At 57.7% G+C, this 18868-nt stretch carries 16 protein-coding genes; 14 read left to right on the top strand and 2 right to left on the bottom strand.

Going from position 1 to position 18868, the window contains the following annotated elements:
• Positions 1-153: 153 nt before the first annotated feature.
• From cysM to mazG, 3 genes are all read left to right on the top strand, one after another.
• Positions 154-1053, top strand: coding sequence for a cysteine synthase CysM (cysM, locus tag ABJT94_RS04900; RefSeq protein ID WP_348477244.1), 900 nt, complete (start codon positions 154-156; stop codon positions 1051-1053).
• A gap of 161 nt (positions 1054-1214) precedes the next feature.
• Entirely contained in the window at positions 1215-3461 is a 2247-nt protein-coding gene (gene relA, locus ABJT94_RS04895; RefSeq protein ID WP_348477245.1) for a GTP diphosphokinase, read from the top strand.
• A 276-nt stretch (positions 3462-3737) separates the two neighbouring features.
• Positions 3738-4559: a nucleoside triphosphate pyrophosphohydrolase gene (gene mazG, locus ABJT94_RS04890; RefSeq protein WP_348477246.1), complete on the top strand. Its 822-nt coding sequence runs from the start codon at positions 3738-3740 to the stop codon at positions 4557-4559.
• A gap of 22 nt (positions 4560-4581) precedes the next feature.
• Here the strand turns inward: mazG and uvrA are convergent, their stop codons facing one another.
• Positions 4582-7431: an excinuclease ABC subunit UvrA gene (uvrA, locus tag ABJT94_RS04885; RefSeq protein ID WP_348477248.1), complete on the bottom strand. Its 2850-nt coding sequence runs from the start codon at positions 7429-7431 to the stop codon at positions 4582-4584.
• A 428-nt stretch (positions 7432-7859) separates the two neighbouring features.
• Here uvrA and ABJT94_RS04880 point away from each other — a divergent pair, with 428 nt between their 5' ends.
• The 5 genes from ABJT94_RS04880 (at position 7860) to ABJT94_RS04860 (ending at position 12789) form a co-directional block, all read left to right on the top strand.
• Entirely contained in the window at positions 7860-9089 is a 1230-nt protein-coding gene (locus ABJT94_RS04880) for an MFS transporter (protein ID WP_348477249.1), read from the top strand.
• A gap of 261 nt (positions 9090-9350) precedes the next feature.
• Positions 9351-9920, top strand: a complete 570-nt coding sequence (ssb, locus tag ABJT94_RS04875; protein WP_348477251.1) for a single-stranded DNA-binding protein — start codon at positions 9351-9353, stop codon at positions 9918-9920.
• A gap of 12 nt (positions 9921-9932) precedes the next feature.
• Positions 9933-10847: a sugar nucleotide-binding protein gene (locus ABJT94_RS04870; RefSeq protein WP_348477253.1), complete on the top strand. Its 915-nt coding sequence runs from the start codon at positions 9933-9935 to the stop codon at positions 10845-10847.
• Positions 10844-12052: a hypothetical protein gene (locus ABJT94_RS04865; RefSeq protein ID WP_348477254.1), complete on the top strand. Its 1209-nt coding sequence runs from the start codon at positions 10844-10846 to the stop codon at positions 12050-12052. The genes ABJT94_RS04870 and ABJT94_RS04865 overlap by 4 nt, the downstream gene beginning before the upstream one ends.
• Before the next feature lie 71 nt (positions 12053-12123).
• On the top strand, positions 12124-12789 hold the full coding sequence (locus ABJT94_RS04860) for a flagellar brake protein (protein WP_348477255.1): 666 nt from the start codon (positions 12124-12126) through the stop codon (positions 12787-12789).
• Between the two features lie 27 nt (positions 12790-12816).
• Here the strand turns inward: ABJT94_RS04860 and ABJT94_RS04855 are convergent, their stop codons facing one another.
• A complete protein-coding gene (locus ABJT94_RS04855; RefSeq protein WP_348477256.1) occupies positions 12817-13785 on the bottom strand; it encodes a polyprenyl synthetase family protein in 969 nt (322 codons plus the stop codon).
• A gap of 258 nt (positions 13786-14043) precedes the next feature.
• Between ABJT94_RS04855 and rplU the strand changes: the two genes are divergently transcribed.
• The 6 genes from rplU to ABJT94_RS04825 all read left to right on the top strand — a co-directional run bounded on the left by rplU (position 14044) and on the right by ABJT94_RS04825 (position 18860).
• Entirely contained in the window at positions 14044-14355 is a 312-nt protein-coding gene (gene rplU, locus ABJT94_RS04850; protein ID WP_348477257.1) for a 50S ribosomal protein L21, read from the top strand.
• A 12-nt stretch (positions 14356-14367) separates the two neighbouring features.
• Complete coding sequence (rpmA, locus tag ABJT94_RS04845; RefSeq protein ID WP_127556322.1) at positions 14368-14622, top strand: 50S ribosomal protein L27; 255 nt, start codon at positions 14368-14370, stop codon at positions 14620-14622.
• A 565-nt stretch (positions 14623-15187) separates the two neighbouring features.
• A complete protein-coding gene (gene cgtA, locus ABJT94_RS04840; RefSeq protein WP_348477259.1) occupies positions 15188-16390 on the top strand; it encodes an Obg family GTPase CgtA in 1203 nt (400 codons plus the stop codon).
• Positions 16391-16447: 57 nt separating this feature from the next.
• Positions 16448-17581 carry a glutamate 5-kinase gene (proB, locus tag ABJT94_RS04835; protein ID WP_348477261.1) on the top strand — a complete coding sequence of 378 codons (1134 nt, stop codon included), beginning with the start codon at positions 16448-16450 and terminating at the stop codon, positions 17579-17581.
• An 85-nt stretch (positions 17582-17666) separates the two neighbouring features.
• On the top strand, positions 17667-18284 hold the full coding sequence (locus ABJT94_RS04830) for a DNA-3-methyladenine glycosylase I (RefSeq protein WP_348477262.1): 618 nt from the start codon (positions 17667-17669) through the stop codon (positions 18282-18284).
• Positions 18285-18407: 123 nt separating this feature from the next.
• Entirely contained in the window at positions 18408-18860 is a 453-nt protein-coding gene (locus ABJT94_RS04825; RefSeq protein WP_348477263.1) for an isoprenylcysteine carboxylmethyltransferase family protein, read from the top strand.
• Positions 18861-18868 lie beyond the last annotated feature (8 nt).

The raw sequence follows: 18868 nt of genomic DNA, 5'->3' as shown, positions 1-18868 counted from the left end.
TGAAACCCCCTGCCAGAGCGCGCCTGACGCGCAATTTACGGTGTCATAATAGCCGCGATATAGCGCTGAGGTTGCTGGTTAAAAGCAGGCGCTATTACGCACTGGCGCCCGAACGCAGTATCATAGCCGCACTTTTTTGCTAGGAGGCAGGTAATGCCCTCATATCCGACGATTGAAGATTTTGTCGGCAATACGCCACTGGTTCGTCTGCAGCGCATGGCCGGTAAGACGACCAACACCATCCTGCTCAAACTGGAAGGGAATAACCCGGCGGGTTCGGTTAAGGACCGGCCGGCGATCAGTATGATCCAGCATGCCGAAGAGCGAGGTGACATCAAGCCCGGTGATACGCTGATTGAAGCCACCAGCGGAAACACCGGTATTGCCCTGGCCATGGCGGCCGCGATCAAGGGCTACAAGATGATTCTGATCATGCCGGCAAACCTCAGTGAAGAGCGTCGTGCGAGCATGCGCGCCTATGGGGCCGAGATCATCAGCGTCACCCAGGAGCAGGGCATGGAGTACGCGCGTGATCTGGCATTGCAGATGCAGTCGGAAGGCAAGGGTCGGGTGCTCGATCAGTTTGCCAACCCGGATAACCCCCGTGCCCATTATGAAAGCACGGGGCCGGAGATCTGGCGCGATACTCAGGGCCAAGTGACCCATTTTGTTTCATCCATGGGCACAACCGGCACCATTATGGGCGTTTCCCGCTATCTTAAGGAGCAGAGCCCGGCTGTTCAGATCGTGGGGCTGCAACCCGATGAAGGCTCCCAGATTCCCGGTATTCGTCGTTGGCCAGAGGCCTACCTGCCCAAAATCTATGAGGCCAGCCGGGTAGACCAAGTGTTGGATATCAATCAGCACGAGGCAGAAGTGGCCATGCGTCGCCTGGCGGCCGAAGAAGGCATTTTTGCCGGTGTGTCGTCAGGTGGCTCAGTGGCCGGTGCCCTGCGCCTCAGTGCACAGCTTGAGAATGCCGTCATCGTAGCCATTATCTGTGACCGGGGTGACCGGTATCTTTCGACCGGCGTTTTTTCTGGTAAAGATTGAACTGGCCCGAAACTGGCTAAGGCGAATGGGCGCTGGTAAAAGGTCCTTGCGCCGGAAGAGTTCAATGGCTAAGGTGCGCCCGGTTTCGGGGAGGCCCTCCGCGACAGGACGTCTGTGCATAGCCTGGCTATGTGACGATTTGAACAACACATGAGTAGCTGATGGTTAAGGTACGCGAAGATCAACCCGTGTTCAGTGACGGAACGGTGGACCTGGAGTCCTGGCTGGTCCGTGTAGAACAGCAAAACCCCTTGCTTGACCGGGAAGAACTGCTGCGGGCCTGTCGCATCGCCAGAGTGGCCGAAGAAGAAGCTGAAACCCCCAAGAACCATTGGGGAGAAGGCGAGTCGGCCTATCGTACGGGCCTGGAAATGGCCGAGATCCTGTCAGAACTGAATTTGGATCAGGAGGCTATCATCGCCGCCATCCTGTATCGCACGGTGCGTGAAGAGGAGCTGCCGTTGGATACCGTGCGTGACCAATTTGGTCCGCAGGTGGCCATGTTGATCGAAGGCGTCTTGCGCATGGCTGCCATCCACACCAAGCATAAGTCGACGCGTCGTGCCGTGCTTGGACAGCATGAAACTCAGGGCGAAGCGGTGCGGAAAATGCTGGTCGCGATGATTGACGACGTTCGCGTTGCCCTGATCAAGCTCGCCGAGCGGACCTGTGCCATCCGGGCAGTAAAGAACGCGCCCGCCCAGCGTCGCTACAAGGTGGCGCGTGAAGTCTTCGATATCTATGCGCCACTGGCGCATCGCCTGGGGGTTGGTCACCTGAAATGGGAGCTCGAAGACCTGTCTTTCCGGTACATCGAACCCCTGGACTACAAGAAGATCGCCAAGCTGCTGGATGAAAAGCGTCTGGACCGGCAGCGTTACATCGAGAATGTGCAGAACATTATTCAGGAAGAGGTCGGAAAGGCGGCCATCAAGGCCGAAATTCAAGGCCGTGCCAAACATATCTATTCGATCTGGCGCAAAATGAAGCGCAAGAACATCAGCTTCAGCCAGGTGTACGACATTCGGGCGTTTCGCGTGCTGGTACCGGATGTGCGCGATTGCTACACCGTACTGGGTATTGTGCACTCGCTGTGGCGCCACATACCCCGCGAATTTGATGATTACATCGCCTCGCCCAAGTCCAACGGTTATCGCTCTCTGCACACGGCCGTCATAGGGCCGGAAGGCAAGGTGGTGGAAGTTCAGATTCGTACCCATGAGATGCACGACGATGCCGAACTGGGCATCTGTGCGCACTGGGTTTATAAGGGTACCGATGCCAAAGGCAAGGCCCATTCGCGCGGTTACGAAGAAAAGGTTAACTGGTTGCGCCAGGTTCTGGAATGGCACGACGAGCTCGGCGATATCCAGGAGATGGTGGAGGAGTGGGGCGCCGATGTCGCCACCGACCGCATCTATGTACTGACCCCCGAGGGCCATGTAATCGACCTGGTTAAGGGCGCCACACCCATCGATTTCGCCTACAAGATCCACACTGACGTCGGCAACCGTTGCCGGGGTGCCAAGGTGAATGGTCGCATTGTGCCGCTGACGCATCGACTCAAGATCGGCGATCAGGTGTCGGTATTGACGGGCCGCGACCCGGCGCCGAGCCGCGACTGGCTGAACCCGGACCTCGGCTACGTGCACAGTTCGCGTGCCCGGGCGAAGATCCGGCACTGGTTTAAGTCGCTGGATCGCACTGAAAACCTGCGCGAAGGCAAGGCGATGCTGATGCGCGAATTGCAGCGCTTCAACCTGCCCAAGCTGGATATGGACGAGTTGGCCAGAAGGGTCAACTTTCAGATGGCCGATGACATGTACGCAGCGCTTGGCGCCGGTGATTTGCGCCTGATGCAGGTGGTTCATTCGGCCGAAGCCATGGTTAACCCGCAGCGTCCGGATGAAATCCAGCTGTCGACAGCCAGTGAGCTGAAACCCAGTGGCGACCTGGTCATTCACGGCGTCGGTAACATGATGACGCAAATTGCGAACTGCTGTAAGCCGGTACCCGGCGACCCGGTGGTAGGATTCATCACCCTGGGCCGGGGCGTCTCAATCCACCGGCAGGATTGCGTGAATCTGTTGCAAATGAAGGACCGGGAGCCTGAGCGCATTATTGAAGTGAGCTGGGGCGGTGAGACTCGTCGCACCTACCCGGTCGAACTGAACATTCTGGCTTATGACCGCACCGGCCTGCTGCGCGACATCATGATGATCATGGCCAACAGCAACATTAACGTGACCTCGGTTAACACCCTGTCAAACAAGGATGAGAGCCAGGCCGACATGCGGCTGACGGTGGAGATCGAAGACATCGATTCTCTGGGCAAGGTGATGGCGCAGCTGTCGAAAATCGCCAACGTAGCGGATGTACGGCGGGTAATGCCGCGTGTGAAGCATTAGTGGCGTTTGGGGACTCACTGGAACTCAAGTTTCAGAGTTCGGGGTAACTGAGAGATAGTGGCTCGCACCGGATACCGCGTATGCCTCTGTGGGGTCGGGCGGGATGCCGCCCACTCAATCCATCCATGGAGCCTAGGCCGCAGCATCCCTGCTGCGGACTACCCCACAGTGGCATACCCGGTACCCGGTGCTAGTCTCCTGAGCGAACTCAGAAACTTGAGTTTTTGACTCCCAGTACCAGCAATATGCACTGGCGAAAATAGAAGGCAATTAAGCTTGACTCAACGATACGACTATCACCATCTTAAAACGCTGATGCAGCGGTTGCGCACGCCAGGTACAGGGTGCCCATGGGATCTGGAGCAGACCTACGATTCGATTGTTCCGCATACGCTGGAAGAGGTGTATGAGGTGATCGACACCATTGAGCGGGGCGACTATGCGCACCTTCGGGAGGAGCTGGGTGACCTGGTGTTTCAGGTGGTGTTTTATGCCCAGATCGCCGCAGAAGAGCAGCGCTTTGATCTTGATGATGTGATTCACGATCTGGTTGCCAAACTGATCAGTCGCCACCCGCATGTCTTTCCCGCTGGTACGCTTGAAAGCCAAATAGACCCGAACCATCAAACCGATGCCGGTACGGTGAACGGGCAGTGGGATCAGTTGAAAGACGTTGAGAAGCAGAACAGCGGTCGAGTTGTGTCACTGCTGGACGATGTGCCGCGTTCTTTGCCTGGCTTACTGCGTGCCCGCAAGTTGCAGAAGCGGGCCGCCCGGGTCGGGTTCGATTGGCCCGATGCCAGTGGCGTGTTCGATAAGGTGGATGAAGAGCTGGCCGAGTTACGCGACGCGGCTGCTTCGGGTGATGCCGACCATATTGAAGAAGAGCTAGGCGATTTGCTGTTCGTGATTGCCAATTTGTCCCGCCACCTGGATGTAGACCCGGAACAGGCGTTGCGCAAAGCCGCCCACAAATTCGAAGCCCGGTTCAGTCAGGTGGAAGCGCAGGTGCAGGCTAAAGGCGGTGACTGGTCTGAGCACAGTCTCGAAAGCCTCGATGATTTCTGGAATCAGGCTAAGGCAAAAGAACCCCGCTGACGAGGTTCTTATGTCGTGTTTTTTAGGCCGTTTCCAGGGCTTTGGCGCCGGCTTTGAGCAACGGTTTCAGGTATTTGCCGGTCGCTGACGCCTTGTTATTGGCGACGTCTTTTGGCGTGCCTTCGGCAATGATGTAACCACCCCGACTGCCGCCTTCCGGCCCCAGGTCAATGATCCAGTCGGCTGTTTTGATGACATCCAGGTTGTGTTCGATCACCACGACGGTGTTTCCGTGATCACGCAGCCGGTGCAGTACCGCCAGCAGTTGTTTAATGTCGTGAAAGTGCAGGCCGGTGGTCGGTTCATCCAGAATGTACAGTGTATTGCCGGTGTCGCGCTTCGACAGTTCCCGCGCCAGCTTAACCCGCTGAGCCTCACCGCCCGAGAGGGTAGTCGCGCTTTGCCCCAGTTTGACGTAGGTCAGGCCAACGTCGATCAGTGTTTGCAGCTTGCGTGACAGGGCTGGAATGGCGTCGAAGAAGGCTCGGCCCTCTTCGATCGTCATTTCGAGCACTTCGTGAATGTTCTTGCCCTTGTAGCGAACATCGAGCGTTTCCCGGTTATAGCGTTTGCCAGTACAGACATCGCAGGGCACGTAGATGTCGGCCAGGAAGTGCATCTCCACTTTTATCAGACCATCGCCCTGACAGGCTTCGCAGCGACCACCCTTGACGTTAAAGCTGAACCGGCCCGGCTGATAGCCGCGTGAGCGTGCCTCCTGCGTACCAGCAAACAACTCGCGGATGGCGGTAAAAATGCCGGTGTACGTCGCGGGGTTTGAGCGCGGTGTACGGCCAATAGGGCTCTGGTCGATGTCGACTGCCTTGTCGAAATGGTCCAGGCCGCTGATGCTGTCGTGCGCTGCCGGTGTCAGAGTCGTGGCTTTGTTCAATACGGTAGCGGCTAGCGGGTGCAAAGTCTGGTTGATCAGTGTTGATTTGCCGGAACCGGAAACCCCGGTGACGCAGGTAAAGAGCCCCACTGGCAGGTTCAGGGTCACGTCATTGAGGTTGTTGCCGCGCGCGCCGCTGATGGTTAATAGCTTCTTCGGATCCATCGGTGTCAGCTTTTTCGGCACCTCAATCCGCTGTTTGCCACTGAGGTACTGGCCGGTCAGGGATTCCGGGTTGGACATGATGTCGGCTGGTGTGCCCGAGGCGACGATGTGTCCGCCGTGAATGCCGGCGCCGGGGCCGATGTCGAGTACAAAATCGGCGGCGCGAATGGCGTCTTCATCGTGCTCGACCACCAGCACCGTGTTGCCCATATCGCGCAGGTTGGTCAGGGTTTCCAGCAGGCGATCGTTGTCGCGCTGGTGCAGGCCAATGGAGGGTTCGTCCAGAATGTACATCACGCCAACCAGGCCGGCGCCGATCTGGCTGGCCAGTCGAATGCGCTGGGTTTCACCACCAGAGAGCGTATCGGCGCTGCGGTCGAGGGTCAGGTAGTCGAGCCCGACATTGACCAGAAAGGTCATGCGCTGAACAATTTCACGCAGAATCTTGTCGGCGATCTGGGCGCGCGATCCGGTCAGCGTCAGTTCTTTGAAGTAGGTGAGGGAGTCACCAATGGCCATGTGGGTCACTTCGGGCAGGTTAATGCCCTTAACGAACACGTGACGCGCACTTTGTTTCAGACGGCTGCCATGACAGCCCGGGCAGTCTTGCTCGGTGAGGAATTTGGACAGTTCCTCACGCACCATCTGGCTGTCGGTTTCCCGGTAGCGGCGCTCCATGTTCGGCATCACGCCTTCAAAGGCGTGGTTGCGCGAGTAAGTGGCGCCGCGACTGTTAACGTAGGAAAATTCGATCTCGGTTTTGCCGGTGCCGTCCAGCACATAGCGCTGGAAGCGTTTGGGCAGGTCTTTGAATGGCTGGTCGATGTCGACGCCGTAATGCGCACCGAGTGACTGTAACTGACTGAAATAGTAGACCGAGCGCCGGTCCCAACCTGGAATCGCCCCTTCGGCCAGCGACAAGGCAGCATCGCGCACCACCTTGCCACCGTCGAAATACTGCTTCATGCCCAGACCATCGCACTGCTCACAGGCACCGGCTGGGTTGTTGAACGAGAACATGCGCGGTTCAAGCTCGGTGATCGAGTAGCCGCAGACCGGGCAGGCAAACCGGTTGGAAAACAGCATGTCTGGTCCGTCGCCATCCATGTAGACCATTTTCACGATGCCACCGGAGAGTGTCAGGCAGGTCTCGAAGGACTCGGCCAGGCGCAGTTTCAGGTCGTCTCGCACTTTAAAGCGGTCAACCACGGCTTCGATGCTGTGTTTTCGCTTTTTATCGAGCTCTGGTACTTCATCGAGATCCATGACGGTGCCATCGACCCGAACCCGCACAAACCCCTGAGACCGCAACTCGTTGAAGACATGCAGGTGCTCACCTTTGCGATCATCTATGATCGGGGCCAGCATCATCAGCTTGCTGCCTTCGGGTAACGCGAGCACCTGGTCGACCATCTGGCTGATGGTTTGGGCTTCCAGGGGTTCGTCGTGCTCGGGACAGCGCGGTTCGCCGACTCGTGCGTACAGCAGTCGCAGGTAGTCGTAAATTTCGGTGGTAGTGCCCACGGTTGAACGCGGGTTGTGGCTGGTAGTCTTCTGCTCAATGGAAATGGCGGGAGACAAGCCTTCGATGTGATCGACATCGGGCTTTTCCATCATTGACAGGAATTGGCGGGCATAGGTCGACAATGATTCGACGTAGCGGCGCTGGCCTTCGGCATAAAGAGTATCGAAAGCCAGGGACGATTTGCCCGAACCGGACAGGCCAGTAATAACGACGAGTTTATCGCGTGGTATGTCCACATCGATGTTTTTCAGGTTATGGGTGCGAGCCCCCTGGACGGAAATCTTGTCCATGCCTTCCTCTTTTTCCGGCTGATGCAATGATGGTTGCGGCTGCCAGCCTGGGCAGATACGCAAGCGGTCCAGTTTACTGTATAAACGTACAGAACCCAAGTTCGATGGAGGCTGTTTTGGATGCTGTGGCTATAACTCGCGCTGGGCATCGGGTACAGACCTGATGGGACGCTGCAAGTACCTCCCTGTAAGCTCGGCGAGCCCCATCCATGGGGCTCGACGCCCATCTGTTCTGCACCCGATACCCAGCGCTGGTCAACCGTGGTTACCTAGCCTGAGTACTTAAGACTCCCTGAAAAATGCTGTATGTGGCAAGCATAACGGGAACCAATTCTGGTACCATGCGCGACTTTGTATCGACACTCGTTAACAGACTCAACTGAATTGCCTGGGCACTGAACCTGGGACATTACGGACGTTGCCACTCTATGGCTTTTAACAGTTTGGAAAAAAAGGCGCTGACCGGCCTGGCACTGCTGTATGCCTCGCGCATGCTCGGGTTGTTTATGGTGCTGCCTATACTGACCCTGTATGGCCAGTCCCTGACGGGTGCCACGACGGTGCTGTTGGGTATTGCACTGGGGATCTACGGCATTACCCAGGCGGTGTTGCAGATTCCGCTGGGGATGTTGTCGGATCGGTTCGGTCGTAAGCCGGTGATTGCCGCCGGGTTACTGATTTTTATCATCGGGTCGGTAATCGCTGCACTGTCGGAGCATGTGTTGGGAGTGGTTATCGGCCGTGCTCTGCAGGGGGCTGGGGCCATCGCCAGCGTTATTCTGGCGTTGCTGGCTGACTATACTCGCCCGGAAGAGCGTACCAAGGCGATGGCCATCGTGGGCGCCATTATTGGTGGCTCCTTTGTGCTGGCCGTCATTGTTGGTCCGGTGATCGCCAGTGCTTTTGGGTTGTCCGGCGTGTTCTGGGCGACCTCACTGATGGCTTTGGCTGGTTTGGTCATTGTTTATTGGCTGCCGGCACCACCGCCGGCGAAAGTGCATGAAGAGCGGCGCTGGCAGGGCAGTCAGCTTGGAAGCGTGGTCCGTGACCGGCAACTGGTGCCCTTGAATATCGGGGTGTTTGTGTTGCACCTGACCATGACCATGATGTTTGTCGGTCTGCCCGTCGTGCTGGTGCAGCAGGGTATCCTGCGCGATCAGCTTGGCTGGGTCTACGCACCGGTGATGGTATTGTCTTTTCTGGGGATGGTGCCAATGATCGCTCTGGCCGAGCGCCGCAAGGCACACCGGGTGTTTCTGATCCTTGCCGGAGCCTTTATCACCCTGGCGATGGCAGGTCTGGGGCTGAGTTCAGTGGCCTGGCTGAGTATCGGACTGGTCTGGTTGTTTTTCGTGGGTTTTAACTTTGTCGAGGCCAGTCTGCCGTCGCTGATTAGCCGTCGCGCACCCGAGTATGCGCGGGGCACCGCCATGGGCGTGTTTTCAACCGGCCAGTTTCTGGGCGCAGCGCTCGGCGGGCTCTGTGGAGGCTGGGCCTATCAGCAGTGGGGAATGGTTGGTATTGCTATGATCGGCATCGCAGCGATGCTGGTGTGGATGGTGTTACTATGGGTGCTTGACCGGAGTGTGGCTGGTCCATCGGCCGGTTCGGCCAGCCGCCAAGCCAGTGGCGAGAACCCGGATTTGTCGCCGCACTGATCATTAGGCTCCTGGTATACAGCCCTTGATTTATCGCTGGAGCGGTTCAAAGATAACAACGACTGATGCAGGGAACGTTGGCAGGTTTTGAGAAAGGCTTCCTGCCTATGTCAAAACACGGAAAGCAAAAAGAGTGATTTTCGCTTTCCTCCCGAAATCAATGACGTGGCCGTCTTGGATTTCGCCGGAACATCCATGTTCCGGGTGCAGGTGCACGGGTGTCCGCCCTGAAACGATTTTTACAGAATAGGATGCAACTTTATGGCACGCGGAACAGTTAACAAAGTCATTATCCTGGGGCGCCTTGGACAGGACCCGGACGTGCGGGCGACCGCCTCGGGCACTCAGGTCGTCAACCTGAATGTAGCCACGAATGAACTGGGCCCGCGCGACGAGCAGGGTAACCGGTCCGATAGCACCGAATGGCACCGTATTGTGATTTTTGGTCGCATGGCTGAAAACGCGGCGACCTATCTGCGCAAGGGCTCACAGGTCTACATTGAAGGCCGGCTGCAAACCCGTAAATGGCAGGATCAAAACGGTGTGGAGAAATACAGCACCGAGATCGTCGCCAACGAAATGCAGTTTATAGGCGGGCGCGGTGACAATCCGGGTGCCTCGCAGGGCGGCGGTTTCGCAAGCCAGGGTGGCCAGAACACCGGGTATCAGGGCAATGCGCCACAGAACGCCGGGGGCTTTGGCGGCGGCCAGCCGCAGGGTGGTTTTGGCGGCAAGCCATCTCCGGCTCCGGCACCGAGCCAGCCTGCTCCGCAGACTGGTCATCAGCCAGCCAATAATTTCGACGATTTCGACGATGACATCCCGTTTTAAGGCTGTTGCCGGGTGAAATTACTGGTTACTGATGCTGAAGGGCAGTTGGGGCGGGCGCTGGGCCGGTTGGTGTCGGCCCGGAGCATCGAGGCTGTGCTGATCCCTGATGCAGAGCTGAATCTGAATGACAGGGATGCCGTGACGGCGCTGCTGAGGCAGCACCGGCCCGACTATGTCATCAATGCCTATGTTCATAATGATCTGGAACCTGAGGTCTGTGTTGATTCGTGCTGGCCGCACCAGATTGATACCGGGGTAGCCGTATTGGCTGCTGCCTGCCAGGACGCCGGTATTGCGCTGCTTCAAGTATCGAGCGAACAGGTGTTTGACGGTAACAAAACCACCGCCTACTCCGAACAGGATGTGGTGCAGCCGGTTACCGCTGCTGGCCGCGGCTTTTCGCAGGCGGAGCTCGCCGTGCGCGAGCAGTGCGAGCACCATCTGATTCTGCGATCTTCCTGGGTGTTTGGCGCCGACCGGCCCAATTTTCTGACCCACATCATACGGGAAGCCCAGGAACAGGATGTGATTCGCGTCCTGGACACCCAGCGCGGGTGTCCGACGGCAGCGGCTGACCTGGCGCGGGTGGTTATCGCCATGCTGGAGCAGGTTGACTGCGACGTGGATCCCCCCCTGTGGGGGACCTACCATTATGCCGGAAGCGATGTGACCCACTGGCATATTTTTGCCGAAGCCATCGTCAAGGCGACCAAGTCCTGTATTGATGTCGAGGTTGAGTCGGTCGAGGCCACTTACCCGCCCGGTCAGGATGAGCGCCAGCGCCCGCAGAACCTTGAGCTGAGTACACGCAAGATACTTGCTACTTTTGGTATTAAACAATTGCCCTGGCGTCGTGGTGTTCAGGATGCACTGAAGATCTGTTTCGAGCCACCGCCCGAATCGTCTGGCGCCGGAGGGGCTTCGTGAGGTGGTTGCGGCGCCTTGCCGTCGGAGTGGTCACCGTTGTACTGGTTCTGATTCTGATGGCTTGGTGGATTACGGTTCCCGGTGACAGTGCGCCCCGTACGATCATTCCTTTTTCCGATTTGAGCAAATACCGGCAGTGGCTGGATGACTACCATCCCGCGCGCCTGGAGCCGGGTCAGGCGATTGCACTGACGGTGCAGCAGGATGACGTCCAGAAGCTGGCCATTTTGCTGGCCTCGACTCAGCCCGCCTTAACCCATACTCAGTTCCGGGCAAGCATTACGCCAGACATCCTGACCCTGGAAGCCTGGTACCCAACCCGATGGCTGGACCGCTTTTTACCGCTGCGACTGACCTGGTCGCCTGGCAAGCCTTTCGAGTTGCACCGTTTCTGGATCAGCGGGGTCGTCGTTCCGGAGTGGATCGTGCGCCGGATCAACGCACGCCTGGCTGGGCTGCCTGCTGTGCGCGATGCCGAACAGCTGTGGCAAACCCTAAGCCCGGTCGTGGATATGGGCGATGGTAGCCTGACGTTTTCAACCGAATGGACCGATCCGGAGCTTACTGGCTGGCTCAATGATTTCGCGCCATTCTGGTCGGGAGCGGGGCAGCGCGAGCGCCTGGTCGAGGAAGTCGAGTGGGTGCGCGATTTCTTTGTCGCCGATGGCCGTCAGCGGATTCCGCTGCGGGACGTACTGATCGCCCTGGCCCAGCGCCCCAATCTCGACTTTAATCAGGATGGCAGTGCCGTTTTTGGTGCCCTGTCTTATGCAACGCTCGGCTCGGTATCGGGCATGAGACCGGGTGTGGATCTGCCCCGGCTCTCCGGCCAGCGACTGACCTTGCACGGTCGCTATGATCTGGCGCGGCACTACACCCTGGCCATGTGGCTGGGCACACAGATGAACCCCGATGCAGCGCTTGAACTGGCCACCTACAAGGAATGGTCGGATGCGGAAACACGCAGCTCCGGTTTCAGTGCCGAAGACATGGTTGCCAACGTGGCCGGGCTGGAGATGCTGGGATATTTACGCCGCATTGATGCGCAAGATCGTAAAGATTTTCGGCCCGCGACCGATGACCGTTTAATGCCGGCGCGAGAATTCTGGGAGCCCTGGCTGTCTAATGGCGCGGCACTGAACGAGCGACAATTGCGCGAGCTTATTGAGTCAACGCGTGAACAATTGCCGTTCAATGAACCGTGATTGGTGCAAACTGAGCTGGTACGGGGTGTCTGCTAGCCCCGGCTGCTGCTCTTATGGAAGGAAGTCTGGCCATGGCCAGTGTTGATTATCCGTCATTGAGGCTGCCGGTTGGCCTGGGCATGAAACTGGAAATCGCCGGTGACGAGAAGCGGTACAATTGTCAGCTGATAGGCCACATTCAGGGCCGGTCGGTGCTGGTTACCACGCCACTGGTGGGTGATGGCCGACCATTGCTGGTGCGCAAGGAACAGCCCGTCATTCTGCGCTTCTTTGCCAACAAAAACGCCTGTGCGTTCCGTACTCAGGTACAGCACCTGTGTTCCATACCAACGGCCTATCTGCACCTGGCCTGGCCAAACCGGGTTGAAGCGGGTGAGATTCGCAAAGCGGAAAGGGTGTTGGCCAATGTGCAGGTGTCTATCGTTAACCAGAGCCAGCCGGGGCAGGAGCGGGCGTTCGGCGCCATCGTAGACCTGTCGACAACAGGTGCCCGACTGGAGACACTGCAACCGTGCGGTGAAACCGGCGACACTCTGTTACTGACTGGCAAGGTGACGGTGGGGCATGTTACCCGGGTCATCACCATTGAAAGCCGGATTCGGGCCGAACTCGACAAGTTTGAACTGAGCAACAGCATGGCTGCTTATGGCATCGAATTTAACTTTGTGTCTGACATGGATTTTCTGGCGTTGCAGGCCTTTGTGAATGCCCAGATCGCCCGGGGCGCGGAGCGCTAGCCGCACCACACCGACGGGCGCCCGGATTCAGGTATCGCGCTGCACAGCGATGTCGGTCAGGCTCATCAGGGCGGTTTTATAGGCTGAGTCACTGAAACCAGCCAGTTGTTCCCGTGCCAGTGCTGCATGAGCCAGCGCCTTGTCGCGCACATAATCGATGGAGCCGCAGCGATGTACGATATCGATGATGGCGTCCAGGTCATCCAGTCCGCCCTTGCGAATGGCCTGGCGGATCAGTTGGGCCTCGTCCGCGCCGGCATTCTGCATGGCATGGATCAGGGGTAGGGTGGGCTTGCCTTCGGCCAGGTCGTCGCCAACGTTCTTGCCCAGTGTTTCCGTGTTGCCGTCGTAATCGAGCACATCGTCGATCAGCTGAAACGCCAACCCCAGATTCAAGCCATAGGCAGCCAGTTTGTCGGTGTTGTCTTCCGATTGCTGATTGATCAGCGCCGCGGTTTCACTCGATGCCTGGAACAGAATCGCAGTCTTACCCTTGATAACATCCATATACTGGGCTTCGGTGGCGTCCGGATTGCGCACATTCATCAGTTGCATGACTTCGCCTTCGGCGATGGTCCGGGTGGCCACCGCGAGGCGGTTCATCACCGGCATGGCACCGATATCGACCAGCAATTCGAACGCCCGGGCATAGAGAAAGTCGCCCACCAGTACGCTGGGTGCGTTGCCCCAGCGCGCATTGGCGGTGGGTCGGCCACGGCGCAGATCGGATGTGTCGACGACATCATCGTGCAACAGGGTGGCGGTGTGCAGGAATTCAATGACGGTTGCCAGCTGATAATGGCGGGTATCAATGCCTCCGCTTGCGCCAGCAGCGAGCAATGTGAGCAGGGGGCGCAGACGTTTGCCACCGCTGCTGATGATGTAGTCGGCGATTTTTTCAACCAGCGGTACGCGGGATTCCAGCTGAGACAATATGGTCTGGTTGACCGCCTCAAACTCTTGACTGACGGTGGCAAATACAGCTTTTTGATCCATGCGGGGGGTCTTTGTGATAAACGCCAGCGGGCGATGCTAGGTAGCCCCTGCGGCCGTGTCAAGAAGCGCAGGCCTGCCGTCGTTGCACAGCGTAGAATGGGGGTTGCTTCCATGCCGCGAAATCCGTATTATTGCGCGCCCTGATCGACCTGCTTCATTCCCTGTTATAGGGTGCTCCCAGCGTAGGCGTTGCCTTTAGACACAGGTTAAGAAATGAACCGCTGCAGGTCGGATTGGTTTTAATCATTGGAGAGATACATGTACGCTGTAATCGTAAGTGGTGGCAAGCAGTACCGCGTCAGCGAAGGCGAGACGTTGAAGCTGGAAAAAATTGAAGCCGAGACCGGTGCTAGCATTGATTTTGATAAAATCCTGTTGGTGGTTAACGGTGAGAAAGTGAACATTGGCGCGCCGGTTGTTAAGGGTGCCAAGGTAACTGCCGAGGTGGTTGCTCATGGTCGTCACAAGAAAGTGAAGATCCTGAAGTTCAAGCGTCGTAAGCACCACATGAAGCAAATGGGCCACCGTCAGTGGTTCACTGAAGTTAAAATCACTGGTATTTCAGCATAACGGAGAGAAACCATGGCTCACAAGAAAGCAGGTGGTAGTACTCGTAACGGTCGCGATTCCCAGAGCAAACGCCTTGGCGTTAAAGCCTTCGGTGGTCAGACTGTCACAGCCGGTTCCATCATCATCCGTCAGCGCGGTACCCGTTTTCACGCTGGCAACAATGTTGGCATTGGTAAAGACCACACCCTGTTTGCCAAGGCAGACGGCAAGGTCGAGTTTGTTACCAAGGGCGAGCATAGCCGCAAGTTTGTGAACATCGTTGCCTGATTGGCACGTTGACACACTCTGAAAAGCCCTGCCTTGCAGGGCTTTTTTTATGGGTGGTTTAATATTGTACAGTGGCATAAGTCGTGCCGGTAGCCGGGTAAGCCTGTCCGGGGTCGGCGTGAACCCATCCATGGGGCCTAGGCTTCGGCATCCATGCCTCAGACTTCCCCGGACAGGCTTACCCGACCACCGGCACTTGGAGTTGTGGTTGCTTCCAGCCTGGGTACGGAATAAGACATCAAGTTTCTGAGTTCGCCTGGGAGGCTAGCGGCGGGTGCCGGGTGTGTCTCTGTGGGGAAGTCCGCAGCATGGATGCTGCGGCCTAGGCTCCATGGACGGATTTACGCCAACCCCACAGAGACACACCCGGCATCCGGTGCGGGACAGAGCCACCGAAAAAACCGAACTTAGAAACTTGAGCCAGAGGTCCACGCTCCTTTTTGGGAGCCTATATGATCTGTACAAATGCTATATTGACGCTTTGTGGCAATAGCCGCCGAGCAAACAACCCAATTTTCGGGGCCGGTTCAGGTGAGCTGGCCTGTATTCCCCAGAGGCTGATCAGATGAAGTTTGTAGACGAAGCCACAATTACCGTGGAAGCCGGCAAAGGCGGCAATGGCTGTGTCAGCTTCCGGCGGGAAAAGTACATTGAGAAAGGCGGCCCGGACGGCGGCGATGGTGGTCATGGCGGCAGTGTCTATGTTCGCGCCGACGAAAACGTGAACACCCTGATTGATTACCGCTTCGTGCGTCGTTACAACGCGGAGAACGGAGAGGGTGGTAAAGGCCGGGATATGACCGGTCACAAAGGCGCTGACATTACGCTGGTCGTGCCAGTGGGTACCACCCTCATTGACGCCGATACCGAAGAGGTGCTGGCCGATTTGCGTGATGCGGGCGATACCGTCAAGGTGGCTCAGGGTGGCCATCGCGGCGTTGGTAATACCCGCTTCAAGTCCAGCACCAACCGGGCACCACGCCAGTTCACCAAAGGCTCGCCTGGCGAAAGCCGGAATTTGCGGCTGGAACTGAAGGTATTGGCTGATGTTGGGTTGCTGGGCTTGCCCAATGCCGGTAAGTCGACGCTGATTCGTGCGGTCAGCGCGGCCAAGCCCAAAGTCGCTGACTACCCCTTTACCACTATGGTGCCCAATCTGGGCGTGGTTCGGGTGGATGCACTGCGGTCTTTTGTGATGGCGGACATTCCCGGGTTAATTGCCGGCGCTTCTGAGGGTGCTGGCCTGGGTATCCGGTTTTTGAAGCACCTGGTACGCACCCGGGTGCTTCTGCACCTGGTCGATATGTACCCCTTTGATGAGTCTACCCCGGCCGAAAACGCCGTGGCGATTGTTAACGAGTTGGAGCAGTTCAGCCCGACACTGGCACAACGGGAGCGCTGGCTGGTATTGAACAAGATCGATATGGTGCCCGAGGATGAACGCCAGGCACTGGTCGATTCGGTGGTCTCGGCGCTTGACTGGGAAGGCCCGGTCTATGTGATTTCGGCCATTTCGGCCGAAGGCACCCAGCCGCTGGTGCGCGATTTGATGAACTGGCTTGAAGAGCACCGCGCCGCACTGGCGGCTGACCCTGATTTGCTGGAAGCGGATACCGAGCATCGCGATCAGGTTGAGCGGGAAGCGCGAGAGCGCATTCAAACCTTGTCTGAACGCCGACGCAGCAAGCGAAAGGCAGAACAGGCAGATGACGACGACTTTGACGATGACGACGATGATTACGACGTCGAGGTCGTTTACACCCCCTGATCCTGCGGTTAGGCGGACCCGGATCGGGCGTTAGGCAGATTGAAGAAGGAAGCAGGTGTGTCTGAAAGCGTGGTTAGGCATCCGGCCGTAACGGCAGGGCAGCGTTGGGTGGTTAAGATTGGTTCGGCCTTGCTGACCAATGACGGCCGTGGCCTCGATGTAGTGCGCATTCGCCAGTGGGTTGAGCAGATGGCGACCTTGCGGGCCAGTGGTGTCGAACTGATACTGGTCTCGTCGGGTGCCGTGGCGGCGGGCATGAATCGACTGGGTTGGAGCCAGCGACCCGAATCAATGGAGTTGCTGCAGGCGGCTGCCGCGGTAGGGCAGACCAAGCTGGTGCAAACCTATGAAGACCTGTTTCAGCAACACCAGTTGCACACTGCTCAGATACTGCTGACCCACGAAGACCTCTCTGACCGCCGGCGTTACCTGAACGCGCGCAGTACCCTGCGGGCTTTGCTGCCGCTGCCGGTGATCCCCATCGTCAATGAAAACGACACAGTGGTGACCGATGAAATCCGGTTTGGCGACAACGATACCCTGGGCGCCCTGGTGGCCAATCTGGTTGAGGCCGACGCTCTGATATTGTTGACCGATCAGGACGGCCTCTACACGGCCGACCCCCGGACAAACCCGGATGCCCAACTGCTCAGCCAGGCATCGGCCAGCGACCCGGCCTTGCGGCAAATGGCCACGGGTGGAGGTACGCTCGGTCGTGGTGGCATGGTTACCAAGGTGCGGGCGGCGAGCCTGGCATCACGCAGTGGGGCGGTAACGGTGATTGCCGGTGGTCGCAACGAGAATGTGCTGTTGCGCTTGCGCCAGGGCGAGGCGCTGGGCACCCAGTTGACGCCCGATCTTGAGCCTCTGGCGGCGCGCAAGCAGTGGCTCGCGGGTCAGTTGCAGACTCGGGGTGAACTGGTGCTGGATGCCGGCGCGGTGCGGGCTTTGACTGAACAGGGCAAGAGTCTGCTGGCCGTGGGCGTGACCGACGCCAAAGGGATGTTTCGCCGGGGTGAATGTGTTTCACTGGTGACCGAACAGGGCGTTGCCATAGGCCGTGGCCTGGTGAATTACGACCGGGACGATGCGATTCGCCTATGTCGTAAACCTTCAGCGAGTTTTGAGTCACTATTGGGCTTTGTGAACGAGCCGGAAATGGTGCATCGCGATAATCTGGTTCTGTTGTAACCATCGTCCCTGCTGATATGGCGCCCTGTTGGGCTGATCATTACATGGCGGCCGGGCAAGTGTTCATGAGGCAGGGAGATGATTTTTGGTAGATGAACAAGACAGAGCGGAACTGAACCGCTGTGGCTGGTGCGGGCAAGATCCCCTGTATCAGGCGTATCATGACGAGGTATGGGGGCGGCCGGTAGCGAATGGCCAGTCACTGTTTGCCAAGCTGTGTCTGGACGGACAGCAAGCCGGACTAAGCTGGATCACCATTTTGCGCAAGCAAGCTGGTTATGAGGCTGCTTTTGCCAATTTTGACCCTGATGCACTGGTGCATTTTACCGACGCTGACGTTGAGCGGTTGATGGGAGATGCGGGCATCGTGCGCAACCGGCTTAAAATTCAGTCCGTGATACGCAATGCCCGAGCCTACGTCGCCATGCGCGAAGCAGGCGAAGACTTTGCTGGCTTTTTGTGGGGGTTTGCCGGCAACCGACCGATCGTCAATGCCTGGCGGGAATTGGCCGAGGTGCCCACCGAAACGGACGAGAGCCGTGCCATGTCCAAAGCTCTCAAGCAGCGCGGGTTCAATTTTGTCGGGCCAACCATTTGTTACGCCTTTATGCAGGCAACCGGCCTGGTGATGGATCATCTGACCGGATGTCATTGTTATCAGGCATGTCGGGAGGAAGCGGAATCCTTCCAATTGCGGCAATAAGGTGACTTTCGACGGCTGTAACCGGGGCCCGAGCCCCTTACACTGAGGCACGTTCTGGTCAGGCTGATCCGAATGCCAAACCGTGCCTGTTATGGGCTTTGAATCTGTTATAAGTGGTGTTTCATGTCTCACAAGCCGCCTTTTTTACCCCCGGCGCTCGGTCTGCTGGTCATGCTGGCCATTTTTTCACTGCATTTTATCAAGCCACTGACGCTGCTATTCCCGAACCCGTGGAATTTTATCGGCCTGATCCCCATTACACTGGGGGCAGCACTGAATCTGATTGCGGATCGGGAGCTGCAACGGGCGGGTGCCTCAGTTGAATTTGGCAATGTTCAGGGGCCTCTGGTCGAGCGTGGGGTGTATCGGCTGAGCCGTAACCCCATGTATCTGGGTCAGCTAATGATCGCTGCGGGTCTGGCCATTTGGGTAGGTACGCTGTCATCCTGGGTGGTCTTGCCGGTGTTTGTGTTTGCCTTGCACAGACTCTTTATCCGGCCCGAGGAAAAGCGGTTGCTCGAACGGCACGGACCGTCTTACACCGCATATTGTCAACGGGTGCGTCGCTGGCTCTGAAGCCGGCT

It is taken from the genome of Saccharospirillum sp. (genome assembly GCF_039982735.1).
In the GTDB taxonomy this organism is placed as follows: Bacteria; Pseudomonadota; Gammaproteobacteria; order Pseudomonadales; family Natronospirillaceae; genus Saccharospirillum.
This window is presented reverse-complemented; position numbering and strand designations above follow the sequence as displayed.